Raw genomic sequence first — 26,245 nt, forward strand, 5'->3', positions numbered from 1 at the left:
GGATCGTCGATTCCCCTCGTACACCGTTGAGGAGCAGTTTCCGATGGCAATACATGCCGAACCCCGTACGCCGGTACCGGCACGTGACGTGTCGCCGTACCCGACCGATTACAAGACGTGGAAGATCCTGGCGTGGTCCGGGCCCGTCTTTCTGTTCGCGGTCTTCGTCCTTTGGGGGATAGTCGCTCGCAACATGCCGCCATTCCCGCCCAGCGCGACGCCGGAAGAGGTCAAGGCGCACTTCGTCGAACTCAGGCTTCCGCTGTTGATTGCATTGAGCATCTGCGTCACGATGACCGCTTTCTACATGGCGTTCAGCGTGGTGGTCTCCCGAGTGATGGAACGTATCGAGGGTCCCGGCGGTTTGTTATCCAAGCTCGAGATGATGGGTGGCACGATTACCTGTGCGCCCGTCATGGTGACCTTGGCGATTTGGCTGACCGCCGCACACGAGGTCAACAACCTCGACCCGAGCATCATGCACATGCTCTATTGGATGGGTTGGCTGCTGTTCGACCTGGCCTACTTCGTCACCTCGTTACAGATTGCCGCCTGCTGCATCGTGTTCATGCGGGACAAGCGGGAGAAGAAGCTGGTCCCGGACGCCGTCAGCTGGTTGGGCTGGGTCACCTTCGCATCGTTCTTCGCGGTCAGCGCGATCCCGTTCGTGACGACCGGGCCGCTGGCCTTCAACGGCGTGATCAGCTTCTGGATCGCGTTCTTCACCTGGTTCTTCTGGATTCCGAGCCTGTCCTTCTTCATCATCAAGGCCATCCCCAGGCTGCAGGCGGAGGACGAGGCCGCCGGGCTCGTGAACGCTTAGTCGGCGCGGTGGTCGCTGTCGCCGAGCGCATGAAGCCCAAGCGCCTTCCCGGTGTGGACGGCGTCTGGGTCTTCATCGGTGCCGACGCTGTTATCTTCGCGATTCTGTTCTTGAGCTTTATGCAGGATCGACTAAAAAACCCGGTCCTGTTCGAGGCCTCCCGGCACACGCTCAACATGAACCTGGGTGGCATCGACACGCTGATTCTGCTGACCAGCTCGTGGTCAGTTGCCCTTGCCATCCAAGCCCTCAAGCGTGACCTCATCGACCGTGTGCCCCGGTACCTGCTCGGGGGAGTGCTAACCGGCCTGATGTTCGTGGCGTCCAAGTCGACCGAGTACTACCAGAAGTTCGCCCATGGCATCACGCCGGGCACCGACGCCTTTTACATGTGGTACTTCACACTGACTGGGATCCACCTCGCCCATGTTCTGGTCGGCACCGGTCTGCTGACCTTTCTATGGATCCGTTCGCGGCGCGGCGCCTGGGATAGCTCACGCCGGGTGATGCCGGAATGCGTGGCCTCGTTCTGGCACCTGGTCGACTTGTTGTGGATCGTCTTGTTTCCCTTGCTGTACCTGATGAGGGCGGTCTGATGTCGATGTTGCGCGAGCGGGTCACCATGGTGTGGCTGGGCCTGATGTTGTTGACGTGCATGACGACATGGGGGCTGTCCCAGGATCTCTTCAGCGCACCCGTCGCCGTGATCGGGATTTTCCTGATCGCCGCGGTGAAAGTCAGGTACGTGATCCTCGACTTCATGGAGTTAAGAGGCGCGCCGATACCGGTGCGCATCGCCTTCGAGGCCTGGCCGGTTGGGGTGGCGGCGGTGATCCTGGGCTTCTGGTTCGCGACCCCCGCAGTCATGTGACGCAACTTCCCGCGTGCTGCCATTCCGCGGTGCCCGATCCGGTCGACAACTAAATCGACATCGTCGACGCCAACCCGCCCGCCGACCGAACTGGCCGGAAATGCATGGTCCAGCCAGCATGCCTGCCGTGTGTTGGCGATGGCGGTCAGCTGTGCAGTCCCCGGATTGGCATTGTGCGCGCCCATGGCCGCCGATGCCGGGTCGACGTAGAAGGGCGGTCGACTGTCCGATACCAGGCAGGACACAACATACCCGCCTTCGGCGTCGACCTCACAGAGCTCAAGGTGAACCTCACAAAGATGCGGATTTACCGCGTCGACGATCCGGCGTTGGGCGTCCTCGCGAACAACGACCTTGTGCGACACCAGTTCTTCGAGGAAGCCTGCGAAACGTCGGTCCGCCGCGTCAAATGCACCGAGCTCGTCGAATAGCCGCTCAACGGACCAGTCCGAGATGCGGAAATCATGCCGATCGATCTCCTTGCGAAGACGCGCCGAGTCGCTGGTGGGGCCGGATACCTGTGCAAGCGTTGACGTGTCGGTCTCGGGGAAGATTCCATCGAACGAACCCGGTGTTCCGAGCACCCACCAGCGATCGAGCATTGCATCGAACCGGTCGGGGTCAGCGACTAGGTCTTCGATGTGCAGCGTGGCTGCCAAGTTGCGGCGAGTCTTCTCCCAAATAATGGGTTCCTGGCCCACCTACAGCACGTCCTCAATCCGATTACGCAACTCAGGCCAAATGCTATCGGCACTGAGGAGACGTTGAGCTACACGGACCAGCTCCTCGCCCGACAGATCGTTGAGGACTGCTGTCACCCGCTCGGCTTTCGTCCCCTCGCCGAGCGCAAGTCCCAGACGATTCAACCTATCGCTGATCTGGTCGTGGGTGCCGGAAACGAGGGGGCTCATGCAGCAGCGGGCGCAGCGCTGCGGCGTCAACTGTGGCCATCAGCCTTAATCATCCCGGAGGGCTGGCACACGATGGGGCTGCGGGCGGATTCGTCTGTGCGCGGGCGCATCCATGCTGAGCGGACTCCCGGTTATCCATGAATAGGGGCGCGCCGCCTGGGCAGGGAGTGTCCGAGCGTTCTGGGGCCAAGACCCGCGATTCCTCGGGCCTGCGCATCACCACCAGGCCGTCCAGGACTACCCCGCCCGAGCGCGGATCAGAGGCATCTCGTTGCCACTCAATGATCACCCTTCGACTTTAAGCTGAAGGGCCACAAACAGCGACAACACTTTCACCGTTCAGCGACGGCTGGCCGCCGCGTCGGCTGGACCCATGGCGATTGCCGAGGTCCACGAGCGGCGGTCGAGTCAGAACGCTAGGCGGCCGCCCTGCCCGATCAGAAATCGTATGCAGGGTCAGCGTCGAGGATTCTCGCGAACATCGCTGTCAGCCCTGCGAGGTCGGATTCGGCTCGCGCGGCGTGGCATGCGCTGTGCAACTCGGTCAGGTTGGTCTTCTGCCAGTCGAGGCCAGCGCCGCGTTCTGAGAGGAGGAGGTCGAAGAACTCGCGGGTGGAGCGGCCGTTGCCCTCGCGGAAGGGATGGGCAAAGTTCGCGTAGTCGTACAGGTAGGCGACGGTGCGGGCGAGCTCAGCCTCGGGGCTTGCCGGGCTTGGCCGATCGATCGCGTCGGCCGTTGACGTCGCCGAAGGAGGCGCTAGCGTGTGAACTGCTTCAACTGCGCTGAAATGAAACTCTTACAACGAAGATTAACAAGGCCCGGACGCGCCGACGTCTTGTCAAAGTAGTCAGGGCCCGCGTCTAGGATATTGTGGATCATCAGCGGAAGCACACGAGATGTCCTGGGCTGGAGCGTGTTTAACCTTAGAATGCGTCACAGTGACGTATCGTCATCCCATAGGATGGCCGACCGGTAGCGCAACCGAGATTCCTTATCGGTCGACCGGCTGCAGGTATTCGGGTCCGCACGGCACGGCCGCGATCGCGTCGAAGTCCGCGCCCAAACGCGGCGGTCGTGTGCGGTGAGGGCTTGCGAGTGGCCCGGTCGGCCAGAAACGCACGAAACCACTGCGGCCCGTCGTCGTCGATGCGAGACAGGTGCAGGACCCGACGAGGACGGCTCGGCGGGGGAATATTTCATGCATAATAACAGTTATCCATGAATAAGGCGTGCGTGTTGCCCGCCGGTGTAGGCAACTCGTCCGATCAGAACTCGTATGCGGGGTCATCGTCGAGGATTGTCGCGAACATCGCCGTTAGCCCTCCGAGGTCGGATTCGGCTCGCGCTATGTGGCATGCGCTGTGCAACTCGGTGAGGTCTGTCTTCTGCCAGTCGAGTCCGGCGCCCCGTTCGGACAGGAGCAGATCGAAGAACTCGCGGGTGGAGCGGCCATTTCCCTCGCGGAAGGGATGGGCGAAGTTCACGTAGTCGTACAGGTAGGCGACGGTGGGTGCGAGGTCAGCCTCGGGAACAGCTTTGAGTTGGTTGAACCGGTGGATCTCTGCGGCGATATGGGTCATCGGCTGGCTAATGCTGCCTGGCGGACAGAAGGATTCGCCACCTTTCTCGATGCCGACGGTCCGCACATCACCGGCCCAGACGTACACGTCCTGAAAAAGCTGGCGGTGGATCGCTCGCAGATACGTCAGATCGTAGGTGCGCTCACCCACAAGTTCGGGGGCCTCACGAAGCTCGATGACACGTGCCTCAACAAGATCGTTCTCCGCGTCGCGAAGCGCTTCCGATGTTTGGGCGCCGGCCCGGTTCCGCAAAATGCTCGTGCCGGGGATGAAGTAGCCCTGCCAGTTCTGTTCAAGATCGCCGGTCTCCCAGGGGTGCGGCACTCCAGGCTCGGTTACTGCACGTGGTATCGGCGCCGGACGCGATCGCGCAGCTCGGCGGCGGTGATGGTTCCGCGGGCATAGGCCACCTGGTCGGCGCGCGTTGCGTTGGTGCTGCGGGAACCCTCTAGTTCAGTGCTGCGGCGGATTGCGCGCACGGCTTTGACGCGGCGCTTGGCCTTCTGCAGCTCGGTCACCCGGGACACCACCCTCGCTTAAGTTCCTCCAGGATAGTCGACGCGGCTGACATTGGGTGGAAGCGCGAATACGTGGCTGTAGTTTGCCCTCCTCGCCAATCCATCGACGAAGTCGTGCGCGGATGCGCCGAGGTTCTTGCCTGCTTTCCCGGGAGGAAACTGCCGACGATTCGACCGAACCGAAGCCGACACTCAAGATTTCCAACGCGTCCGGGACTCGTTGGGCCTGACATAGTCACTATTATCGGCGAAATGAATTGCAGCACAATGGAATTGATTGTCCGATGTTCTTACTGCTCTGCCAGAGTGCGATATTCGTTACGTCGTCCTGACGACAATATAGCCGGGATTCATGATGCCATCGGTTCACCGACATTGCCCGGGCAACTCTCCCAAGCTGGCTTGCGCCAGTCAAATTGTCACAGTGACGAAAACCCGACAACGGGGCATGGACAACAGGTTTCGATATCTACGCCGCGGCGCGGCCGCTGACCACCGCGAGCCCGGGACGGGCGGCTCTTTGGCCGCCCGACCACTCCAACCACCGGCACACCACTGGACCCGATCACCGAATCACCCGATCACCAGATCACTTGTGCCTATCCTTGCCATGGGGTCGACGGGTCGTCACGCCAACCGTTTCAGTGGGCGCCACCGAACTGGCCAACGCCGCGACCTCAGCGTCTACACGTTTATGAAGTTGCTCAGTCACGATTCGACGACCACCTCTTAGCGAGCTATGGAACGCACGCCGCCAGGGCGTAGACATCGGCGCGGGCGTCGGCGGTCCCGGTATTCAAACGCTCCGAGGTGTACCGGGCCACACATTCAGGTGTGACACTACTGTGCTCGGTGTTACACTTCGGGTATGCCAACCACCAACCGGCGACACGCCATCACCGAAACCGACGATATTGCCGGCGCCCTGGAAATGGCCGCGAAAACATGGCCTGACCTCGCCGACAAGCCGGGTGCGTTGCTGCGGCGACTTATCCTCTTAGGCCGAAACACCCTGGTGCACGATCGTGTGACGGCCGAAGACGCTCGCGAGCAGTCAATCGATGCGACGGCTGGAGCGCTGGCCGGCGTCTTCGGGCCCAATTACCTGCACGAGCTCCGCGAAGACTGGCCCGCGTGATCGTCCTTGACGCGAGCGTGCTCATCGGGCACTTCGAGCCGGCCGACTCGCATCATGGTGACGCGACGGCACTACTGAAGGCACACCTGACTGATTCGTTCGCTTCCAGCGTCGTCACCCTTGCCGAGGTTTACGTCGGCGCGTCACGGGCCGGCCAAGCAGATCGCCTCGAGCAGCTATTAGCGCAGTTGGCAATCAGAAGCCTGGAACTACCAGCCGACGCCGCACACCGCCTGGGTGAGTTGCGCGCAACGACTGGCCTCAAGCTGCCCGATTGCTGCGTGCTGTACACCGCCGAGCGCCATCACGCCGCAATTGCCACTTTTGACGACACACTTGTGAAGCGCGCGAAGAGCATTGGCCTGACCGTTGCGGCCACCGCTGGTTAAGTGCTGCCCTGTTGGCAATCAAGCACGGCCTGGCCGCTCGCGGCGCGCCAACATTAGTCGTCGCGTCAGGATAAGGCGGATCGTGAAAATCGAGGGGTTCGTTGCCGTCGTGACTTATCGCCGCTGTTTATAGAGCTTTGCGAAATCTGCCGTACCTGGTTACGTCACGGATGCGCGTGATCGCGCAACACAGCCAGTCGGTCGCGGTATTCGGTTTCGTTGATCTCACCGCGCGCGAACCGAGCGGCGAGCACCTGTTCCGGCGAGGTTGTCGAGCTTAGTTCGGGGGGGATTTGGCGGTTTTGGCGATCTCGCGTGACGTAGGCGATGAGGGCAACAATGCCGGCGATAATCAGCGCCCAGAACAGAACCATGCCGACGCCCATTCCGGCCCATCCCCACCAGCCCATGTTGTGGTCGTACCAGAACATCATCGTGGTTAGCCTCCAATCGGGGCAGCCCGAAAGCTGCTTACTCCAGTCTCTCTCGCGACGACCTGGGCCGCAGGGGCCGTAGGACACAAGTGTCCAATGACCTTCGACCCTCAATCTTGCGGCGGCCGCATGTGGGCCCGCGGTGGTATCAGGCAGGCCGTCCGGTGCGTTAGTTCGAGGCGGAAGCCCACGCTATTGGGGGCGGAGGCGTGCGTCGGCTAAAGACCCATGAGAAGTGACGTAAGTCCCTACCCCCAGGGGGTATAATGGGCCATGCTAGACCAGATGTGCAGCGGCTTGCGCTGCGGTAGCGGAAAAGGTAAGTACCGTCATGGCGGCATACGGATAGATCACGAGCGGCTACTGGCCCGCCGTGCTGATTGGTGTTGTGATGCTGCTCATCTACGTCGCGACCACGACCGCGGCGATCATGCGAAGATACCAGCCGCGTCGCAAAGAAACACCGCCAGAGCCAATCGCTCGGCTATCCGACCCATTGCCGTCGGACATGGGTGCGAGTCTCTTGCGGTGTCGGGCCCTGATCGCGGAGGCGCTCATCGTCCGACAGCGGCTGTCTGGGGAGATCGATGCTGAGACGTACCGGGCCCGCATGAACGACCTCGCGCGGCCGGCCATCCCGGGGCGCCGTCCACAGCGCAAACCCTAATTTAGTCCACGCTCCCGAGGAGTTCATGGTGTCCAGCGTTGACATTGCCGTCCTGTTAGTGGTCGAGAATAGTGTCATTACGCAGCAATTGGGCTGAGATCGAACCGATGACGAAGATGCTGGGAGGCTAGGTGGCAGCCACATACGGGTACGTAGCGCACAAGGACAGCTACGCCAAGCGGCTGCGCCGAATCGAGGGTCAGGTCCGCGGCATCGCGAAGATGATCGACGAGGACAAGTACTGCATCGACGTCCTGACCCAGATCAGCGCCGTCAGCAGTGCTTTGCGGTCAGTGGCGTTAAACCTGCTCGACGAGCACCTTGACCACTGCGTGAGCGACGCGATCACCGAGGGCGGCGACGAGGCCCAGGTGAAGCTCGCCGAGGCCTCCGCCGCCATCGCACGACTCGTTCGCTCGTGATCGCTACCGCGTGATTGCGCCATTGCGGTTGGACGAGGGGGGGCGAGCATCTTGGCATCCACAAGCTCGGGTTATGGGCGGGTGACTTAAGTTCCCAGCCAGGAATGCAGGCAAAACGTTGACGCTAGTACCCTACCGGGGTATCGTCCCAGTGATAAATATAGCTGAACCTTGCCACTGTAAATCCACCGGCTGCACGTGTGGCGACTCCACTTGCACCCATGCCGCTGGCTGCAAGTGCGGTCACCCCGATTGCACGTGCAACGACTGATCACCTGTAGCCAAGACTATTTTGCCGGCCGTCATCGACAACGGCTCCGACGCCCCCGGGCACACCGCGACCCTAGCCAAATAGCCCAGGAAGCCAACGACTTTCGCCGTCCGCCTGGCTCTGTCTGGTGCTGGCCTAACTGGCGGATGCACGGCCTGCAGGCGACGGTAGCAGGCCCGAGTCCGTGGAGAAGCAGATGGTCTTGGTGCTGACCTCGGCCTACTTGTGGCGCGCAGCCACCGTCACGGAATGGACAACTGGAAGGCTGCCGTCTTGACTGCGACTGTCATGCTGTTCATCGGCGGTGCTGCCGCTGGCGTGATACTTGGCGGCCGCATCGGCGACCATGCGCTGATTCCGGCGGCCGTCGCGTGCGTAGCTCTCGCGGTCGCCAACGTGTTGCATGACCGCAGGCGTCGCGCATCCGATGCCGGGAACGAGTCGGTGGCCATACTGACACCCCTCACACCCTTAGCCGACTTCAAACCTTACTGATTGTGACAATCGTTTTCAATACGGCGACACGTAGGGGACGTTCGGATTCACTGCCCGGAGCCGATACCCGGCGGGGGTAGGGACCTAAGCCACTTCAACGCGGGGCAGAAGGTCTCTATTCCTGGCATTGGCCGGCAACGACAGTGGAAGGTTGCCACGTAACACGTATGGTCTGAATCGGGTAGGTGCTATGGACTTGCACCCGCGTACACACCTTCGTTCGGCAGCATGGGTGCCAGACGATGAGTTCTTTCGCCCCTGGGAAGATGCGGCACAACTCGCGGCCGAGTGGATTTGGAGCCGTTGCGCGGTCGAAAGGGTGGCGCCAATTCTTGTGACGAATACTGACCGCCGTGGTGGATGGGGGATGCGAGTGCTCGACGAGATCGTCCGCGCCGGTGGCCATGCGACACCTCAAACCGAATGCCGGTTCAAAAATGCGCCGGTGTTCGCATACCTTCCGCACCCACGATCGTTACGGTTCGCCATGGAACTTGCTCGGGGATACTCGTTGGTGGCGGTGGAAGGGTCGGTATTCCCGCTGAGTGGGTGGGCGGCCGGTGCCGACGCGATCAGCCTGCCGACCAAAAGCGTTTCGTCACACAGTATTCCCGATCAGGTGCGCCGAGATCTCGATACGGTCATATTGTACGGTGGGCACAACGATTGGGCAGGAACCGACGAAAAGCGCTACGCGCGAAGCAGCCTCATTGCGCATGTGCGTGCTGGAATGTTGGATCCATGCCAGGCTGCCAGTTATGCGATCTCCCAGGGTGTATCCGCTCTTGGGGCCAAGCGGCTTCGTGAGCTTCTACGCAGCGAGAATCAACCTCGGTTCTCGCGGGCCGAGTGAGATCTAGGGTCCAAGTGAGCACAAGGTGCGATGAGGTTGACCGCGTCGCGCGCGATTCGACCATATCCAAGCACCCCCAGGTTGGGGATTGTTGAGCGAACGAACAAACAACAATCTTCCCCTTCCCACGTTTCAAAGATTAGTCCTTTGAACCATCCCGTAGTTTGGTGTGCTCTGCGTTCGGTAGTGCCGCCCATGCTCGGTTCCAGCCACGGGTAGGGGGCCAGCCGGCCCGGTCTGGCCATCGGCACTGGCCTGGCTGTGATGCTGCCGACGTCGATAGCGGAGACGGCCGGCAGGCGTGGTTGCCCGCCAGCACGCAGCGGCCGTTCACCGAGGCGGCAACGCCTGCGTCGGTGACCGAATCGAGGTCGGTGGCCTCGGGCGTGGCGATGCTGCAGTCGTCGGGCCCTACACGATCGCCTCGCCCTCGGGTCTCGACGGATCGCCAGGCGCTCGCCTGATGGTTTACCGCTCGATAGCACCGGGTAGTCTCGTATACCCCCTGGGGTAATATGTTTTTAGGCGAGGACGAGGGAAGGAGGCTAATGATTGACGACGAGGTCCGCATCGCAGCGCTGCAGCCGCTGGCAGCGGACCCATGGACCATGCGCGCGGCCTGATCGCCATGATTGAACGGGCCGCGAGTGCACGAACGTCGCGACCCAGCTGGCCGCGATATCCGCGCCCTTGAGCGCGCCGGGTTCACGGTCGTGCGTCCTGCCTGCGGTTCCCCCGGCGCCGCCCCGACCACTAACCGAGGCCGGGTTGGATTACCTATTCCTCGCCTTGGCTTCAGGCGTCGTGGCCACCGGCGACGGCGGCCGGTGAATCAGTGCGACAATTCAGGACCGGTCAGCAATGCCAGTGGCCCTCAGCAGAACGCGGACTATTTGACCCCGTCGCCTGCGCTGCGCTGCCGGCGCATTGCGCTGGGGACGTGAATCAGCAGATCGACCTGCCGTGCTGGACATCGATGTTGCCAAGCACCGATGCGAAAACCGTTGACGCGCGAACCGAACAGCTCACGCTGGCCAACAACGCCAGAGACGGCAACCTGATCGCAATCCGCGGGTTCATCTCGGGGGGACAAATCGAACTAGCTACTTCGACCTGAAAAAGTCAGGGCGTGGCGGTGGCTGAATTGGGCTTTGTTTGACGAGATGATGGCCTCGAACCCTTGGGCTAGAAGGGATCGAGGCCATCGTGCTTAGAACTGTAAATGACCAGTTGTCGTTGTGGGATGCAATCCTGCCGCCGGAGCTGTTGGTGTTACCGAGGGAGTTGGGGCGGGTAGACGCGCTGCTAGATGATCCGGTGTTCTTCGCGCCGTTCACGCCGTACTTCGACACCCGTATCGGTCGTCCGTCGATTCCGATGGAGACCTATCTGCGGATGATGTTCTTGAAGTTCCGCTACCGGCTGGGCTTTGAGGCGTTGTGCCGTGAGGTCGGCGATTCGATTTCCTGGCAACGGTTTTGCCGGATTCCGTTCGGGACGCGTGTGCCGCACCCCACCACGCTGATGAAACTGACCACTCGGTGTGGGGACGCTGCAGTGGCCGGCCTCAATGAGGCCTTGTTGGCCAAGGCCGCCGACGCCAAACTGTTGCGCACTGACAAGGTGCGTGCTGACACCACCGTGGTTGAGGCCGCAGTGGCCTATCCGACCGACTCGGGGCTCCTGGCCAAGGCGGTGACCACGATCGCCCGCACCATCACCCGCATCCACAACGCTGGCGGGGCGGTGCGTACCCATGCCCGTGACCGCAGCCGCTCAGCGGGCCAGCGGGCCCGCTCGATCGCCTCCAAACTGCGGCTTCGCGGTGCGGTGGCCCGTGAGGAAGCTCAAGCCGTGGTCGCGCGGATCACCGGGGAGTTGGCCGGCATCGCCGAATCGGCGATGCGGGAAGCGGCCGCGGTGCGGCGCAATGCCCGCCGGGCTGTGCGCAACGCGACCGGGGTCCGCCGGGCTCGGCTATCTCGAGCGATCAACGACTTGGCCGCGATCATGGATAAGGCCCAACGCGTGGTCACCCAAGCCCGTAGCCGCCTGACCGGGGTGATGCCGGACTCGGCGAGCCGGCTGGTCAGTTTCCACGACCCCGATGCCCGCCCGATCCGCAAAGGACGACTGGGCAAGCCCGTGGAGTTCGGCTACAAAGCCCAGGTCGTCGATAACGCCGATGGAGTCATCCTCGACCACAGCGTCGAGATCGGAAACCCCGCCGATGCCCCGCAGTTGGCTCCAGCGATCGCCCGGATCACTCGCCGCGCCGGCCACGCCCCCAGGGCAGTTACCGCCGATCGCGGCTACGGATACGCCTCGGTCGAAAACGATCTGCACGAGCAAGGAGTCCGCCATGTCGCGATTCCGCGTGCCAGTAAACCGAGTGCCGCTCGCCGCGAGTTCGAACACCGAAAAGCGTTCCGCGCCAAAATCAAATGGCGAACCGGATGCGAAGGACGCATCAACCACCTCAAACGCAGCTACAGCTGGAACCGCACGGAATTGACCACCCTCACCGGAGCCAGGACCTGGTGCGGACACGGGGTGTTCGCCCACAACCTCGTCAAGATCAGCGCCCTGGCCTCATGACAACAAACTCCCGCCAGCACCGAGCACCCGCCGTCACTGCCACCGACGAAGCCGTCGCCATCAACCCTTTTTCAGGTCGAAGTAGCTAACCAAATAGAACTCAGAAAGGCCAAGCAACCATGACGAAGAATCTCGTGATACTCGGCGCGGGCATCGGAGGACTCACCGCCATCGGCGAGTTGAGACAACGAAAGATGCTTAGCAACAGCGATCTTGAGGTCACCCTGATCGACCAGGATTTCACCCATTTTCAAGGCTTCGCCTTGCCCTGGATCATGCGGGGCTGGCGGACCGCCGAACAAGCCACACTTACGCCCAGTGACCAGGCGCTCGACGGCGTCCACACCATCACCGGCACCGTCACCACCATCGATACCCAGCGCAAAAAGGTGCTAGGTGAGCACTTTGCCGCGGATTATGACGCGCTCATCGTGGCGCTCGGCGCCAGAAACAACCCGGGCATAGTACCCGGGCTCGCCGAAGCGGCCGCCGCGGGAGTCGCCCACCACTTCTACAGCATCGTCGAGGCGGATCACGCGCACCACGCGCTAAAGGGTTTTGCCGGCGGGAACGTCGCCGTGCTCATTCCGTCGCTCCCATATCGTTGCCCGGTCGCACCCTACGAGGGCGCGATGCTCATCCATGACTACCTCATCGAACACGGAAGACGAACTCACACACAGATCGACATCTTCACGGTGGAGCCTCAGCCGATGCCCTCAGCGGGCACCGGCCCAGGCAGAAAGCTGATGACCCTGCTCGAAGACGCGCACATCGGTTTTCACCCAAACATGCAATGCCAAAGCGTCGACGCGGCCGCCCGGTTAATTCATTTCCAAGACGAAATCACCGCACCGTTTGACCTGCTCCTGTTCGTCCCTCCCCACGAACCGGCGTCCGGGTTGGCCGGGCACTCGGGCTGGATCAGCGTCGACGCCCACACCTTGGCCACCGAACACGAAGGCGTTTGGGCAATCGGCGATATCACCGGGATCACCACCCCCAGCGGCCGGCCCCTGCCCAAAGCGGCAATCATGGCCAAAGGCCACGCGAAAACCGCGGTGGGCGGCGCCCTGCAGTTCCTCGGCATCGCATCCGAGACGACCGCATTCAACGGCCATGGATACTGCTTCATCGACACAGGCGACCACGAATCCGCGCGCGGAATCGGCGACTTCTACGCGCTGCCCGACCCAGCAGTCGAACTCGTCGCACCCTCCAAGGAGCTACACCAGCTCAAGCAACAAGAAGAACGCGACTGGGCCAACCATTGGGCTACCAAACCCCGCGACCCAAACGTGAGCTGATAGGCCAGGAGTAGTGGCTGGCGGAGGTTTTCTCCTGGCGGTAGCGGGGAACCAGGCCTGTCTGGATGCGTGCGCGGAATGCCAGGCGGCGTGTGAGGCGTGCGCCAGCAGTTGCGTCAATGACGCGTCGATGGCGGACTGCGTGCGGTTATGCCTGGACTGCGCCGCGATCTGCGCGGCGTGTGTGACGCTGGTGTCGCGCGGATCGCGCTGGGCGGCCCAGTTGTGCCAGCTGTGCGCAGAAATTTGTGACGCGTGCGCGGCCGAGGGCGACAAGCACGACAACGATCACCATTATTTCGGTCGAGCGACGTCGAAGCGCACCTATGCGCCGCAGCGCGGCATGATTCGCCATCCCTATGGTCCAGGTTTGAAGGCTCGCGGTTCACCGCTTGGCGCACTTTCCTCGCAACAACTGCCCGCGTTTGACTGACCGCCTTCTCGGTGGCCTCGGGTCAAGCCGTCACCGCAGAGCAACCCATGTTGGTTGTGGGGCGAGATTGGCCACATGTGGTACCGTCTAGGGGTATGAGGTATACGCGACCGTGGGCCGATGCCCGATGTTGTCGGCCGGGGACACCTAACTGGACGGGCCTCCGCGCTGATCGCCACTACGCGCCAATTTGGGGGACACCCTCCCGCTATCATCGCACGCCCAGCAAGAGGCGTCATCCACATCAGATTTCACGCAGACGCACATTGAACACTCAACGACATTGACGAGTGCCGGCGGCAGCCAGCAGCCTTCAGGCACGCCGATACCAGCCAGCGGGGTCACAGGATACGGTGAATTCCTCTCACGGACTTCGTCTTTTAGAATCATATGACGGAGCAGTTCTCGTGCTGTCGGCATCGGGAATTATTGACCTCGCGACCACGCCACACTTTGCTCACCGCGTCAACGAGGTTCTCAAACAACGGCCCGCCGTGCTCATCATCGATTTGTCCCACGTCGAATTCATGACTGCGGTGGGCATCGACGTGCTTGTCCAGGCTCACCACGCCACCGACACTACGGCTTACGCAGTGGTCGCTGACGGCCCGGCCACAGCTAGACCGCTTCGGCTCACCGGCCTTGACACCGTCATCGCGATCTATCCTAGCGTGGCCGAGGCCCGCAAAGGCTTATGGACAGCACCGCCACCCCGCGCAGAGCCACCATGAAGGGCCGGGCGTTGCCGCTCATCCACAATGACCATGCCTCGGTCGGTCAGGACGACCAGCTAGCAAACGCACCGAAAAGGGGTTTTCTACTTTTCACCTGAGTACTTGCTGAGGCCCGCATGCCGTGGCACGACTCTGTGCTGCACCATCTGCAAGGACGGCCGAGCCTTCGCTGAAATCACCCATAATCACAATCAGCACTCCCGTCCTGAGCGGATAACCAATTAAGCCACCGTTATCGGATACGGTTCTTCACTGAAACTGGTCCAGATCGCCTAGCAAATCATCGACAAAAATAGGCTACTACCCCATCAATCCGCCGACTTCACCGAAGCGGCAATCCGCGCCAATCAGTTTAACCGGCCGTAGCTGAGTACCCGCATCCCTCGGCGAAACGAAACGCGATCGGCCCTGAGCCCCGCGGGCGGTTACGCATCAAATAACGCACGCGTTGGCCAAGGCGTTAACAGGCCTAGTGCCGGCTAAGTTGCGACGGACGGTAGTCATGCAACGCGGCGTCGACACTCTGATAAAAAGGCAGCTCGACTCCCGCCCAGGCAGCACCCATGATGCGAGCGACAATTGGTTGATTGCTGACCAGACACAGTGTGATTCCGCGGACGCGGCATCGTGCCGACTGTTCGATCAGCACGCGAAACGCGACTGATGCCATGAAATCCATTCCACTGGTATCGACAACGAGCAGACCGGGTGCGGTGGTGGCGGCTGCGACCTCATCAACCAGACACTGCCACGTATCTCTGTTGGCCGCGTCGATTTCCCCGCCCACGCGAAGCAGCATGACTGTACTGCTACGTTCCACGGTGGCACGAAGCATACTGCCCGAATGGTTTATCGCCGACGCGAGACATTCGCTCAACCGAGGGCCAGGAATGAACGAGTTTTGGGAACTCATGGGAGGCTCCTAACGTCTTGCGCGCGCCAGGCGCCAAACCAAATGCGCCCTGCGTTCTGAAGACGGCGTGACAATCTCCGACTGTACGCCGCGGCGTTTACGATGTAAACACCAACCTGGACCGGTACGCCTTAATGTCGTTAGGATGGGTAATTATGATGGACAACCAAACCGTCGATTGTGGGCCTGGGCTCGCCGAGACCGACGAGGCCGACACTGCCACCATCTGCGGTGGCACCGGTGAGGGCCCGCCGCGATTGAGTCGCGAGTTCATCCTCGACACGGCCATCGCTCTTATCGACCGGCATGGTCTGCCGAGTCTGACGATGCGCCGGCTGGGCGCGGCCTGCGGTGTGGAAGCAATGGCGCTATATCGGCACGTACGCGGCCGTGGCGACCTCCTTAACGGGGTGGTCGACCACATCATCGACCGGCTTTACACCGATCAACTCAGCGCTCGCAGACAAGAAGACTGCTGGCAGGACTACCTGTTACGGCTCGCACACGGTGTACGAGAAATTGCCCTCGACCACCCGCAAGTGTTTCCCCTCATCGCCACCCAAGCGCCGGAAACACCCTGGGTGCGACCACCATTGCGCAGCCTGCGCTGGATGGAAAGCTTTCTGGATACTTTAATCTCTTACGGGTTCGACGACCCCGCCGCAGTCACCGCGTACCGCGCCTACACCACCTGCCTGGTGGGTCACCTACTGCTAGAAGTGTCGACCCACGGGGCCCGGATGCACCCCGATGAAGCCCTGCTTCAAGCAGCGGACGCACGTAACTTGAATTCATCCGACTACCCACACCTGTGCCGCCTGCAGGCCATGCTCTCGCAGGATCACAGCGCCGCCGAGTTTGACGAGTCGCTAACGGCCCTTTTCGACCGACTCGAACTGTTGGTCCGGCACTAATTCGAAGCGCGTGCAGACGAAACCTAATGTCCTACAGCATATTTCGTCACAGCAAACAGATTCTGCAAATAGGCGATTTCATGATGGATAATCGTCATTATCCATGAAAAATGTCGCCGTTTTCATCTGATGAATCAGCCGGTTGCTGCCGCCCGCCGGCGTGATTATCGGCCGTGTTCATCGAATGCTCTTGGGGTCCCGCTCGGCTCACCGGTGCCACCTTGGCCGCCACTGCCGCCATTGCCGCCGTCGCCCGTGAAGCCGAACTTAGCCGCCGAGGGGCTCGACAGCCCGCGAGCTGACCGGGCCGAACAACAGCTGGCTCCTTTCCACCCCTTACGGGCAATCCTCAATTGGCCATGTGCAACCTGCCGAATGGAGCAGGGCTAACAACCGCAGCTGCCTGCTCAGCCGACGCTTGGACCGGCCAGCTCGGTCACACCCGCAGTCGCCGACGCGTTCGGGCCGGCGGACGTCAGCCATTGCCGCGGCCAACTCGAAGGTAGTTGCCCATTTGCGTGTGTTGAGTAGCTCGACCTGCAGCCGGGCCCAGAACGACTCCATGGCGGCGTTGTCGTAACAGTCGCCAACGGTGCCGAACGAAGCCAGCAGGCCCCAGCGTTGCATGTTCTCCCCGAAGCTCCAGGACGTGAACTGCGTGCCGTGATCGGCGTGCAGAATGGTTGCGCCCCTGCGATTTCGGTTGCCAACGGCCATATTCACTGCGTTGTTGACCAGCGCGGTGTCCGCGGTGGTGGAAAACGTGCGAGCCACAATCATCCGCGAGAAACAGTCCAGGATTGCGCAGCAGACCCCACCTTGCCGTCGCGCGCAGGATGCTCGGTGATATCGGTACACCACAGTTCGTTCGGTTGAGTCGCAGTGAAGTGCCGATGCACCAGGTCCTCTGGGGTGGCTACCCGGATCAATCTGGGGATGCGGCGCCCGGGTCGCGGTAGCCCGTACAGGCCGTGCTCGCCCATGATCGAGTTAACCAGCTTGAGGTTGACGTTCATCTCGTAATCGGCCAGCGGTGCGGCGCGGACACGCCGGCGCCCGTAGGTGCAACGGGAACGCTGGTGGATCTCGATGATGGTGTCGGCCACGATGAGGCGACGGATCTCGCGGTCGGGCACTGGTCTTCTGCGGTGGTATTGCAGCAGGGAACGCGCTAATCCTGTTATCCGGCAGGCCGATCGGGCTGAATGTCCGCGCGCGATCAACCCTTCAACGATCGCGCGTCGGCGTTTTGGGGGCACCACCGCCTGCTCGTCGAACAGCTCGCAGGCGTCTCGAGTCAGTGCCAGCTCAGCTTCGAGCGCAGCGATGCGCCTGCGGGCGGCGGCCAGTTCGTCGGCCTCGACACTGGGCACGCCCTCCACGACGCCGGCATCGATGAGTGCCTGGCGCTTCCACCGAAAGAGGGTGGCCTGACAAACCCCGGTCTCGAGCGCAACTGCGGCGACCGCTTCACCTGATCGCAACCGGGCAACGATTTGCCGGCGGACCGACGCCGGATACATACGGGGTATGTGACCTCCTGATGATCACTCTGCCCTCAACTCTCAAAACCGTGGACCTACAACACGGGTACAGATCTGTTGGACTCATTCACGGGGAACACGCCACCAGAACGCTGGCGGCCGACTTGACGAACTCAACCTCGTCGGCGCAATTCGTCGAGGAGCTGACGCGGTGTCCAACCCAGTTCTCGCGCAAGTTCGTAGACTCGCGTCGTTTGCCGTCGCGGTGACTAGTTTCATCGTCTAACCAACTTGTTAAACAATTGTGAGCACTCCGGCCGATGCCCAGTGAGCGCTTGGGTCTGCTTCAGCGAGGCCGGCAGGCCCAGCGGCTTCAGCGCCGCACCGATGCTCGTCATTATCCAAGCAGCTTCTTCCCGAGGAACCGACCACGACTATCCAGGAGATCGCCGAAACTCGGAGTGGGTGAACGCTAGAAGCTATGGTGCGCGCCTAAACTCGGACGCCGCGCGCGGCTGCGCGACGTCGTAGACGATCTTGCCGCCCGTCAGGTCGTGGTCGAATCCGATGATTAACCGCACATCGGGGGCGCTGAGGTCAGTCCCCTTCTCTCGCACGGTCGCGAGAATGTGGCTGACCGCCCGCTCGAGGTCGGCGCCGTGTTGCGGCTCAACCGGACGAGTCTCGCAGATCAGCACCGCGGCAATCCCGTTGGGGACTCTCATACCGGCGAACGGTGTGAACCCTGGCACGTCGATCATGCCAGGCTGAAGTGCACGAGCAACGAACACGCAAATACGCACCTCGTGGCCCTCGGGCGGAGTGGGAAGCCAGATTGTTTCCGGCTTCAACTCTTTGGGCTCGGCGACATCGACTAGGAGACTGCTGAATAAGTGCAGTTAGTGGGGCGGGGTGCCTCGAGGCGCTCGTTGGCGCTGAATGAAGTCAGACCGTGGAGGTCGACAAGAGAGGTCACCCCGCCGTTGTACAGGTTCGCAGTTGGGTGGCAAGTGGGGCAAGGCCCGGGCTTGCGTGGTGGTCAGGCGAGGGCCCAGCCGGTGTCGGTGCGGGTCAGGCCTAGATTGATGAGGCGTCGCAGGTTCAGTGCCGCGACACGGTGGTGCAGCCAGTGGTCGTTTCTGGTGGTGCCGCGGTAGCGCAGTTTGCGGTTGCCTCGGGTCAGCCAGGCGATAGCGCGTTCGACCATCGGCCGATGTTGGCGGTATTCGTTGCGCCACTGCGGTGTTCGTGCCTGGCGGCGGACGGCTCGTTGCAGCGCGTCGTATGGGCGGACCCGCAAGGATTTACCGGAGGCATTGGCGGTGCACCGTGTGCGCAGCAGGCACCCGGTGCACGCCTTGCCGAAAGCGGCATACCCGGCAGGGCTGATCGATTGGGTCACTCCGGCCGGGCAGGTCGCCGTGCGGGCGTCATGGTTGACAACGAAGTCATCGACATTGAACCCGCTGGGAAATGCTGTGCGCGTGGGTGCGGGTTTGACCCGGTCGATGTGAGATCGCGCGACCAGTTCGGCGCGGAACACGCCGGTCCCGTACGCGGAATCGGCCAGCACAGTGACCGGGGAATCCTCACCCTCCAGCAGCGCTAACCCCACCGTGGCTTCGTGATTGTCGATGCCGTTGGCGGCGGTCAGGGCGCAATCGGTGATGATCCCGGTATCGGGTTCAACCGCAATATGGGCTTTGTAGCCGTCCTGGCGGCGCGTCACCGTCTTATGCACGTGCCGTGCCTGTGGATCCACCGTGGAGATCACCCGATCACCGGACACTTTCTGGGCGATGCGCCAGTGCCCGTCAGTGCCATCCGAGCCCTCGACGGGTTCGACGTCCTGGCCGGCGATCAGCGCCAACAACGCCACCGCCTCCGCGGCGCGTGGCCCCAGTCCTTGATCGGGCAGATATCCCAACAGGCGATGCGCATCACTGACCAACCCGTCGACCAACCGCGCCCGCGCTGCCGCGTCATCCCAGGCGATCGCGGGTTTTCCCGGATCGGTGTAGTCATGGGCCGTGCAGTGCGCCTCGATCACCTCCGATGCGCCCACCACCTCACGACCGACCCGCCGGATCGCGCCGATCAACTGAGTCACGGTGTCCTGGGTGGCCACCGCGTCATCGAGCACCGTTGAATCCAGAGCACGGCGGGTGCGGCCACTGAGCACCCCGGTCTGGGCCACCACGGCTTTGACTGCTTCAAAGATCCGGTTCGGCGCATCCGAGGCGGCCAGCCGGCGCCGCCAATAGGTCAACGTTGTGGAATGAAACGCCGGCGCGGTCACCGGCAGCCCACATGCGGCTTTCCAGCGCAGATCAAACGTCACCGCGTCCACGGTTTCGTTATCAGAAAGCCCGTGCAGAGCCTGCAGAGTGATCACACTGGCCATCACCTCAGCAGGCACGCTCGGACGGCCGCGTCGCGACGGGAACAGATCGGCGAACATCCTTTCGGGGAATAACTCCTGGCGATGCGCCGCCAGGAACGCAAACACGCTGTCGCCCTTGAGGAGATGCCCCGCTACTGACTCGGCATCCAAGAACTCACGCTGATCATCAGACCGACCCTGCACCCACTAATCATCCCGAAAACCAGGCCAAACACCCTCCGACCCGCGGGATTATTCAGCAGTCTCCTAGGTCTTGATGACGCACACGGATCTCAAGTCCGCGCCGCAATCCGGTGCCGCCGATCTCGTCCGGCGGATCCCACTCCTGGATCGCCCGGTCACCTTGGTGACCTAGTTCCGTGGCTCTCGCCGACGCCTTAGCGGATTTGACCCAGGCGTGCCGCCATTTGCCCTTCGGATGCAGGCTCCACTTCTGGTACTCGACGATGTCCTTCACGGCGATGTACACGTCCGCAACGGTTTTGCCGCCCCACATCCGCCACACCGCTGAATGGCGCCCTGGCTTGCCGACGACGAACCGGATGCCCTTCGGCCCCGGCAAAACCAAGTCAGAAGTGCGGCCTTGCTCGTCGCGGAGTTTGACGACCATCGGTGGGATCGAAGGCATTATCCGCTATCCCCCTCTACGAACTCCTCGACACATCTCTACGGGATACATGAGGGCGCCATCGTGTCAGCGCGCCATCCCCGAAGGTCACTGCCCCGCCGAAGGCAGGGCATCGATAACGTCGGCCAAGTCGTCAGGTTTACGCGGCATCTCGGTTTTGAAAACTGACAGTTCCCGACAGCTGATCACCTTGTCCCGCATAGCCTTATCGGTGAACACGATGTCGCAGTAGGGCACCGCGACCGATAGCGCGTCGATGTCGTGGATGTCGTTGGGGGTCCACACGTGCTGGGCGTTCTTGTGGTAAATCGTCTTCAGCGACACTGCCACACGCGTGGACGGCATGCGATCGCTGATGTCGCGGATTTGGGTGCGATCGATCTCATCGAAGGCACTTGCCGAGGTCCCGGCGATCGCCGTGTTGATTACGTCAAGAAGCTCGATGCTCATTTCCCGCGCGCCGACCACATCCCGCAGATTTCCTTGCCGCAACGCAGGATCGGCATTGAGCAGCGTCACAAGTTCTTGTTCCTGCTCGGCGCGCTTCGTCAAGATGTTGCGCCAACCGGCGAGGGAATACCCTGCGGCCTGCAACTGGGGATCCTCGTGGTCGTCGGGGCCGGTGAGCAGCGCACGCTCGGCCCACAGCTCCAAACTTGCCCACGCGTCGTTACCGGGATCGATACCTATCCCTTGGCAGATCTGCCTGGCGATCGCGTCCGCATCCGGCGCGTTGGTGATCAGGCCACCCCGCATGCCGAACGCCCACAGCAGGCTCGGCCCGATGAGGCCGATCGGACTGCGGGACGGGATGGATACTCCAGGAAGCTCGTCGAATGCGGACTCGACCTCAAGCCTTTGGAGTTGCGGCCGCCCAAGGAGATAGGAGAACCCCGACAGCTGTTCCATCACCGCGACACGGGCACGGCGACGACTGACATCGGCGATGTTGTAGAGCTCGATCGCTGCCGTGGACGACAGCGGGAACAATGCTCTACCTTCGCTTCTGGCCCGGCGGCAGGCTTCCAGGACACGCGCGTAGCCAGCAGGCGCCGTATTACCCGCATCTACCTCGGCCATGTTGATCCACCCCAGCATGTCGAGATAGACAAGCGCCGGTGGTCGAGGGGGCAGGACCAGATTCCTCGGCCAGATCACATCGTCGCGAATCGCATATGTGGCGGCCACGGCACATACCACCTCCCTACGTTCATAACGGCCTTGGTCATGCTCCTCGCGGTCGCTTCATGGGTCAACTCAATTTCGGCGTGCGATCCCGTGCCACAACACGCACACGCACATCTGCCCGCGGGTACGTCATCGCTCACCGCGCCAGGTTCCGTCCATCGATCGCTCGGGCTTGTGGGAAGGGGTTGCGGTCGATCTCGGCGATGTCGTCGACGAATAGCCGCCCTGGCCCCTCGTAGAGATTCCGCGGGCCGGCGGCGAATTCCTCGGCATCGACGCCGAACTCGGCCAGCTCGAGGTGCAAGTCATTGGCGTCTTTGATCGCGGGGGCGACAATGAGCCATGACGTCCAGCACTACCCAGACGTGTTCCACCGAGGGGTGTTCGAACCCCGCAGCGTTCGGCACACGCACGAAGCCGTCATGGTGCGCGACCTGTATCGACGAGATCCTGCGCGTCGGGGGCATGAGGGGTCTTGAACCTGTTGCCAAGGCGAACGCGTTCACACTCATGGAGTGTCTGACCTGCGGGACGCGGGCGCATCACAAGCTCGACTACGTCGTCGGAAACAACTCTTCGAAACTGGCTACCTGCCGTGCGTGCCATTGGCGGGACTGGGCAGCCATGCAGCGCTCCCACCTGCAGCGGCCCGCACCGTCGATCGACGATGCGCGTGCCCACGCCGAGGCCCACGGCTACGAGTACCTTGGCCCGCTCACCTCGCCGTCGCTGGCCGACGACCCCCACCATGTCCGATGCCGGCAGTGCCAGAAGTTGTCGGCCGAGCGGCTCGGCGACATCGGGTTCGGCTGCGCCTGCTCGCGCAACGGGAAGTCGGCCTCGAAGGCGACGGTGAGTACAGCCAAGGCGCGCCAACGCGCCGCGCTGTTCAAAGACTCCGGCACCGAGGCGCTTACTTGGTGGGACCACACGGTGAACTCGCAGGCCGACTTCGACACGGCGTCGAAGGCCGCCACACGCGTAGTGGCATGGGTATGTCCAACCTGCTCGTGTGAGTTCACTTGCTCGGTCAGGGAAATGGTCGAGCACCCGCAGTGCCCATCCTGCGAGGACGAGCGGCGAGCCGCCTGGCGGAACGAGTACGACGCGCTCAAGGCGACGGCGGTCGCCGACCATCCGATGCTCGCTGCGGCGTGGGACGACCCAGCGGATCCGCGGAGAGTCCCGATCGCCGGCGGATGGGAACTGCGGCGGTTCAGATGCACCAACGGACATCGCCCACGGATCAGTCCGTACACGTTCTTGCAATCTGGCTGTCCGCACTGCCGATCTGCCGAGACCAGGAAGTCCAAGGCCACGTCGACGCTCGCGCAGGAGCACCCTGAGGTCGCAGCGCAGTGGCACCCCACGCGGAACGGGAAGCTGACTCCAGACGCCGTCGTCCACACTTCGAAGCGGTCGGTGTGGTGGCGCGACGCCGCGTGCGGACACGAGTGGGAAGAGTCAGTGCGCGACAGAAACAAGTACCAGCGTTATCTGTGCCCACAGTGCCGCACGATCCTCGACTCGCTCGCCTATCAGTTCCCGCTGTTGGCGAACGAGTGGTCTCCTCGAAACCCGGTGACTGCCTGGCACGTGCGGCCGAACGGAACGACCTTATTCGCCCCCGAATGGGTCTGCTCGAACGATCCGACCCACCTGTGGATAGCGACTCTGACCTCGCGGACCAACGGCAGCGACTGCCCCGAATGCCGTGAGACAGGCAAGTCGAAAGTCGAACTCGATCACCTCGCCGCGGCGCATGAGATCTTCGGCAAAGCCCGGTCAGGGGTCAAGCTGCGGTCCATCGACTTCACCCGTCGGCCGACGTGGACGGCCGACATCACCGTTCCGCTCCCGGACTCACGGACTCTGGTGATCGAGTACGACGGCGGCTATTGGCACAAGGACAAGGTCGATATCGACCGCGCCAAGAGTCTGGACCTGGTCGCTGGGGGCTACCGAGTGGTGCGGCTCAGGGAGCATCCGCTGCGGTCGTTGGAAATCAACGACCCGCGGTATTCAGAGCTCGTCGTCTACGCGACCGCCCCGGACCCGCAGGCCACCGCGGTACTTATCAAGGAACTGATCGAGGCGGATGCAGAGGCCTGGACATGAGCCTTGAGCGTCCGCGAACTGGGGCAGGCTGATCCGGCCGCGGGACGGGAGCTGTGGCCCACCCGGGATCGCCGCCGGCCAATGACGCAAGTTCCGCACCCACCGCGTAGACGGCTTGATCAGTCACCTCGAACGGAAAGTCCGCTATGAAGTGCTCACCGAGCTGCGCTACTCGCGACTGCGACGGAGAGTCAATGCCTTCCGGGGACCCGTAGGCTCCACGTACCGCGGAGACTACGGGACGACGGACTGGACTTACACGTTTACGTGAATTGAACAGTCGATCCCTCGGCACTACAACGGCCGGTCGGTGGTGCGAACGGACACAACAGGCGTCGTCGTTCCGCCTTCCTATCGATAAGCCGCGCTCTTGGAATTACAGCCAGTACGACCTCGCATCCTCAGTCGCATGCTCGGGTTCCTTCCAGCCCGCATTGGCCGGATGCGTCTGCCAGAAGCGGCGTAACAGCTCTACTGACGTCGTCACATCCCGCAGCAGCGAAGCCTGGTGATGCACGAAGGTCGCGTTAGTCACGTTCTCTCTCAACGCGTGTGCCGGCTTCTGACGTAAGCGCCTGACATTGCGTAGCGGCTCGAGGACCTCGCTGCGGGCAGATTCAGAAACTCCGAAGCGCTCCAGCGTTAGATCGAGGCGATTGAGACTGCCGATGAGTTCGTCCGCATCATTCCTTCGATCGATGCCGAGTTCATCGAACGCCTTGTGTCGTAGATTGTCCGACAGCAGCTTGTCAAGCTGATGGACAAACGAGTCAAACTCGCTTTGCGATGGCCGCAGAATCCATCCGAGACCATCGGGTCTGTCCACCGTAGAAACTAGATCTACTCGATGAGCATCCGCGAACAGTTTGTTCAGCGTCTTGAGCTCGAAGAAGAAGCGTTCGAACGGGCCCATCCCGTCGGGCCAGTGCCCCATTTGCGAACCCCACCAGATGTGATGCGGCGCAACGTCTGGTCCCGGCTCAACCTCGTAGGTGCTCCATCGCAGCTGATGAGCGGAGTTGAGTTTACAAAGATCAACGTAGAATGCGCACACAAGACGCCGGATTTCGGAGTCCGGATCATCCTTGTCAAACTTGGATAGGTCGTATGCGAATCCGACATGGTCAATAGCGGTCTTATCGGCTTCAGGCTCTGATTCATCGATGTAAAGGTCGTCGTTCAGCCAGATATCGACGCCGTAGTCGTTAAACCTAAACACGAAACGAGGATCATTCCGGTACGGCTCCAGAACGTCGTACCGGAAGAAGGCAAGCTCAAGTGCTCCTTTGCCCTCGGCCATCCGGCGATGATAGGGGCGATCCTTGTATCGATCGCTAAAGTCATAATCCTTCATCGCCACCGCAGTCGGATACAGGCACACCATGTATTCGTTGTTTTTTATCCGCTGCAGTGAATCGACCTGATCTTCGATCGAACGCCCGGATGGCCATGGGCGGATATGGGGGTTCATATAGTCTTCGTCGCTGACAACCTGAACGAGGCCTTGCCGAACCAGCTCAGAAGCCGCATCGACGTCAATTTTATCTGGCTCGTAAATTGGTAGACCATTGAAGTCGCGAGAATCTAGGTAGAACGAAATAATATTCGCGAGCAGATCATCCATAACCCCATGATACCAATCCGTAGCAACTTGAAAGTCACGTTTTCACACGGACTTGCAAAGGTTAAATAATATACGTGTCGCCATCCGTTCTCAGTATTGTTGGCCGTTTTATCACTAGATATGACTACCTACGGATTCATCGATTTTGTCCCGACAAGTCGCCGGCGTTATGTCGCCGAGCCGCGGGGGTAACGAGCGGTCGGGCGGCAACGCTTAGGGTGCACTGCCGCCAAGTCCTTGGCGGGTTCAACCAGCACCCGGGCTAGGGCGCCGGCACTAAGGCAACACGGCTGGTCGTGCACTGACCCGGGCACAGACCCCAGAAGCTGGCGGAGGTCCTGGCCGACATCGACCTCGCAGGCGTTCGATGGTGCTGCTATCTCGATGAACCGGTCGCTAACTTCGCGGCAGTGGGGGGAGCAAGGCCGTGATGCTCTGCGCGGTCCACTGCAGGCCCCATCGGGCAGTCAGCAAACATCTCATGCCGCAGACCGATACAAGATCTGTCCCGGCCGCCGGTGGCGATC

At 61.9% G+C, this 26,245-nt stretch carries 26 protein-coding genes and 5 pseudogenes; 15 read left to right on the plus strand and 16 right to left on the minus strand.

The annotated features are described in order from the left end of the window. The first annotated feature begins 43 nt into the window (after positions 1-43). From C0J29_RS31145 to C0J29_RS31155, 3 genes are read left to right on the plus strand one after another with little or no spacing between them, the layout of a single operon-like run. On the plus strand, positions 44-823 hold the full coding sequence (locus C0J29_RS31145; RefSeq protein ID WP_120795100.1) for a hypothetical protein: 780 nt from the start codon (positions 44-46) through the stop codon (positions 821-823). 8 nt (positions 824-831) lie between these two features. Beyond that, on the plus strand, positions 832-1,419 hold the full coding sequence (locus C0J29_RS31150; protein ID WP_084023515.1) for a cytochrome c oxidase subunit 3: 588 nt from the start codon (positions 832-834) through the stop codon (positions 1,417-1,419). Beyond that, complete coding sequence (locus C0J29_RS31155; RefSeq protein WP_084023516.1) at positions 1,419-1,694, plus strand: cytochrome C oxidase subunit IV family protein; 276 nt, start codon at positions 1,419-1,421, stop codon at positions 1,692-1,694. Before C0J29_RS31150 ends, C0J29_RS31155 begins: the two co-directional genes overlap by 1 nt. Before the next feature lie 71 nt (positions 1,695-1,765). Here C0J29_RS31155 and C0J29_RS34205 read toward each other — a convergent pair. From C0J29_RS34205 to C0J29_RS31180, 5 genes and pseudogenes are all read right to left on the minus strand, one after another. Beyond that, positions 1,766-1,909: pseudogene (locus tag C0J29_RS34205) on the minus strand (glycoside hydrolase family 6 protein); the annotation flags it as partial. A 93-nt stretch (positions 1,910-2,002) separates the two neighbouring features. After that, positions 2,003-2,395, minus strand: a pseudogene (locus C0J29_RS34910) (AbiJ-related protein); the annotation flags it as partial. A gap of 647 nt (positions 2,396-3,042) precedes the next feature. Beyond that, a pseudogene (locus tag C0J29_RS31170) lies at positions 3,043-3,360 on the minus strand (Fic family protein); the annotation flags it as partial. Between the two features lie 511 nt (positions 3,361-3,871). After that, complete coding sequence (locus C0J29_RS31175) at positions 3,872-4,510, minus strand: Fic/DOC family protein (RefSeq protein ID WP_084023518.1); 639 nt, start codon at positions 4,508-4,510, stop codon at positions 3,872-3,874. 11 nt (positions 4,511-4,521) lie between these two features. Beyond that, positions 4,522-4,704, minus strand: coding sequence for an antitoxin VbhA family protein (locus tag C0J29_RS31180; protein WP_084023532.1), 183 nt, complete (start codon positions 4,702-4,704; stop codon positions 4,522-4,524). An 868-nt stretch (positions 4,705-5,572) separates the two neighbouring features. Between C0J29_RS31180 and C0J29_RS31185 the strand changes: the two genes are divergently transcribed. Then, complete coding sequence (locus C0J29_RS31185) at positions 5,573-5,842, plus strand: hypothetical protein (protein WP_084023519.1); 270 nt, start codon at positions 5,573-5,575, stop codon at positions 5,840-5,842. Continuing rightward, a complete protein-coding gene (locus C0J29_RS31190; RefSeq protein WP_084023520.1) occupies positions 5,839-6,231 on the plus strand; it encodes a type II toxin-antitoxin system VapC family toxin in 393 nt (130 codons plus the stop codon). The genes C0J29_RS31185 and C0J29_RS31190 overlap by 4 nt, the downstream gene beginning before the upstream one ends. Before the next feature lie 164 nt (positions 6,232-6,395). On the opposite strand, the gene C0J29_RS31195 is transcribed toward C0J29_RS31190, so the two are convergent. After that, positions 6,396-6,665 (minus strand): SHOCT domain-containing protein, encoded by a 270-nt coding sequence (locus C0J29_RS31195; RefSeq protein ID WP_084023521.1) that lies wholly within the window; start codon positions 6,663-6,665, stop codon positions 6,396-6,398. A gap of 798 nt (positions 6,666-7,463) precedes the next feature. On the opposite strand from C0J29_RS31195, the gene ricR reads away from it, so the two are divergent. The 8 genes and pseudogenes from ricR (at position 7,464) to C0J29_RS31235 (ending at position 14,442) form a co-directional block, all read left to right on the plus strand. Continuing rightward, the gene (gene ricR, locus C0J29_RS31205; RefSeq protein ID WP_084023523.1) at positions 7,464-7,754 is read left to right on the plus strand and encodes a copper-sensing transcriptional repressor RicR; all 291 of its coding nucleotides are present in this window, start codon (positions 7,464-7,466) and stop codon (positions 7,752-7,754) included. A 469-nt stretch (positions 7,755-8,223) separates the two neighbouring features. Next, positions 8,224-8,520 (plus strand): annotated as a pseudogene (locus tag C0J29_RS31210) (hypothetical protein); the annotation flags it as partial. 373 nt (positions 8,521-8,893) lie between these two features. Beyond that, positions 8,894-9,373 (plus strand): hypothetical protein, encoded by a 480-nt coding sequence (locus tag C0J29_RS31215; RefSeq protein ID WP_139809455.1) that lies wholly within the window; start codon positions 8,894-8,896, stop codon positions 9,371-9,373. A 940-nt stretch (positions 9,374-10,313) separates the two neighbouring features. Beyond that, entirely contained in the window at positions 10,314-10,490 is a 177-nt protein-coding gene (locus tag C0J29_RS33095; RefSeq protein ID WP_162951663.1) for a hypothetical protein, read from the plus strand. A gap of 89 nt (positions 10,491-10,579) precedes the next feature. Then, a complete protein-coding gene (locus C0J29_RS31220) occupies positions 10,580-11,971 on the plus strand; it encodes an ISNCY family transposase (RefSeq protein WP_425272101.1) in 1,392 nt (463 codons plus the stop codon). Positions 11,972-12,090: 119 nt separating this feature from the next. Beyond that, positions 12,091-13,278 (plus strand): NAD(P)/FAD-dependent oxidoreductase, encoded by a 1,188-nt coding sequence (locus C0J29_RS31225; protein WP_084023645.1) that lies wholly within the window; start codon positions 12,091-12,093, stop codon positions 13,276-13,278. 13 nt (positions 13,279-13,291) lie between these two features. Then, positions 13,292-13,711 (plus strand): four-helix bundle copper-binding protein, encoded by a 420-nt coding sequence (locus tag C0J29_RS34210; protein ID WP_482808823.1) that lies wholly within the window; start codon positions 13,292-13,294, stop codon positions 13,709-13,711. A gap of 407 nt (positions 13,712-14,118) precedes the next feature. After that, positions 14,119-14,442: an STAS domain-containing protein gene (locus tag C0J29_RS31235; RefSeq protein ID WP_162951664.1), complete on the plus strand. Its 324-nt coding sequence runs from the start codon at positions 14,119-14,121 to the stop codon at positions 14,440-14,442. Between the two features lie 472 nt (positions 14,443-14,914). Here C0J29_RS31235 and C0J29_RS31240 read toward each other — a convergent pair whose 3' ends face one another. Then, positions 14,915-15,358, minus strand: coding sequence for an anti-sigma factor antagonist (locus C0J29_RS31240; protein WP_084023643.1), 444 nt, complete (start codon positions 15,356-15,358; stop codon positions 14,915-14,917). Positions 15,359-15,516: 158 nt separating this feature from the next. Between C0J29_RS31240 and C0J29_RS31245 the strand changes: the two genes are divergently transcribed. Next, a complete protein-coding gene (locus tag C0J29_RS31245) occupies positions 15,517-16,272 on the plus strand; it encodes a TetR/AcrR family transcriptional regulator (protein WP_084023646.1) in 756 nt (251 codons plus the stop codon). Between the two features lie 336 nt (positions 16,273-16,608). Here the strand turns inward: C0J29_RS31245 and C0J29_RS31250 are convergent, their stop codons facing one another. From C0J29_RS31250 to C0J29_RS33110, 8 genes and pseudogenes are all read right to left on the minus strand, one after another. Then, positions 16,609-17,046, minus strand: a complete 438-nt coding sequence (locus C0J29_RS31250; RefSeq protein WP_162951665.1) for a DDE-type integrase/transposase/recombinase — start codon at positions 17,044-17,046, stop codon at positions 16,609-16,611. A gap of 2 nt (positions 17,047-17,048) precedes the next feature. After that, complete coding sequence (locus tag C0J29_RS33100; protein ID WP_162951666.1) at positions 17,049-17,408, minus strand: IS3 family transposase; 360 nt, start codon at positions 17,406-17,408, stop codon at positions 17,049-17,051. A gap of 225 nt (positions 17,409-17,633) precedes the next feature. Further along, positions 17,634-17,795: pseudogene (locus C0J29_RS34215) on the minus strand (transposase); the annotation flags it as partial. Between the two features lie 440 nt (positions 17,796-18,235). Continuing rightward, positions 18,236-18,481, minus strand: a complete 246-nt coding sequence (locus tag C0J29_RS34220) for a hypothetical protein (protein ID WP_242460711.1) — start codon at positions 18,479-18,481, stop codon at positions 18,236-18,238. Positions 18,482-18,795: 314 nt separating this feature from the next. Next, the gene (locus tag C0J29_RS31265) at positions 18,796-20,343 is read right to left on the minus strand and encodes an IS1182 family transposase (protein ID WP_120795104.1); all 1,548 of its coding nucleotides are present in this window, start codon (positions 20,341-20,343) and stop codon (positions 18,796-18,798) included. Positions 20,344-20,395: 52 nt separating this feature from the next. Continuing rightward, on the minus strand, positions 20,396-20,770 hold the full coding sequence (locus tag C0J29_RS31270) for a hypothetical protein (protein ID WP_242460710.1): 375 nt from the start codon (positions 20,768-20,770) through the stop codon (positions 20,396-20,398). Between the two features lie 105 nt (positions 20,771-20,875). Beyond that, positions 20,876-21,976, minus strand: coding sequence for a hypothetical protein (locus C0J29_RS31275; RefSeq protein WP_139809423.1), 1,101 nt, complete (start codon positions 21,974-21,976; stop codon positions 20,876-20,878). 136 nt (positions 21,977-22,112) lie between these two features. Further along, complete coding sequence (locus C0J29_RS33110; protein ID WP_162951667.1) at positions 22,113-22,280, minus strand: hypothetical protein; 168 nt, start codon at positions 22,278-22,280, stop codon at positions 22,113-22,115. A gap of 206 nt (positions 22,281-22,486) precedes the next feature. Between C0J29_RS33110 and C0J29_RS31280 the strand changes: the two genes are divergently transcribed. Continuing rightward, complete coding sequence (locus C0J29_RS31280) at positions 22,487-24,094, plus strand: zinc-ribbon domain-containing protein (protein ID WP_242460709.1); 1,608 nt, start codon at positions 22,487-22,489, stop codon at positions 24,092-24,094. Positions 24,095-24,470: 376 nt separating this feature from the next. On the opposite strand, the gene C0J29_RS31285 is transcribed toward C0J29_RS31280, so the two are convergent. Then, positions 24,471-25,718: a hypothetical protein gene (locus tag C0J29_RS31285; RefSeq protein WP_120795105.1), complete on the minus strand. Its 1,248-nt coding sequence runs from the start codon at positions 25,716-25,718 to the stop codon at positions 24,471-24,473. Positions 25,719-26,245: the final 527 nt, after the last annotated feature.

Source organism: Mycobacterium paragordonae (assembly GCF_003614435.1).
GTDB lineage: Bacteria > Actinomycetota > Actinomycetes > Mycobacteriales > Mycobacteriaceae > Mycobacterium > Mycobacterium paragordonae.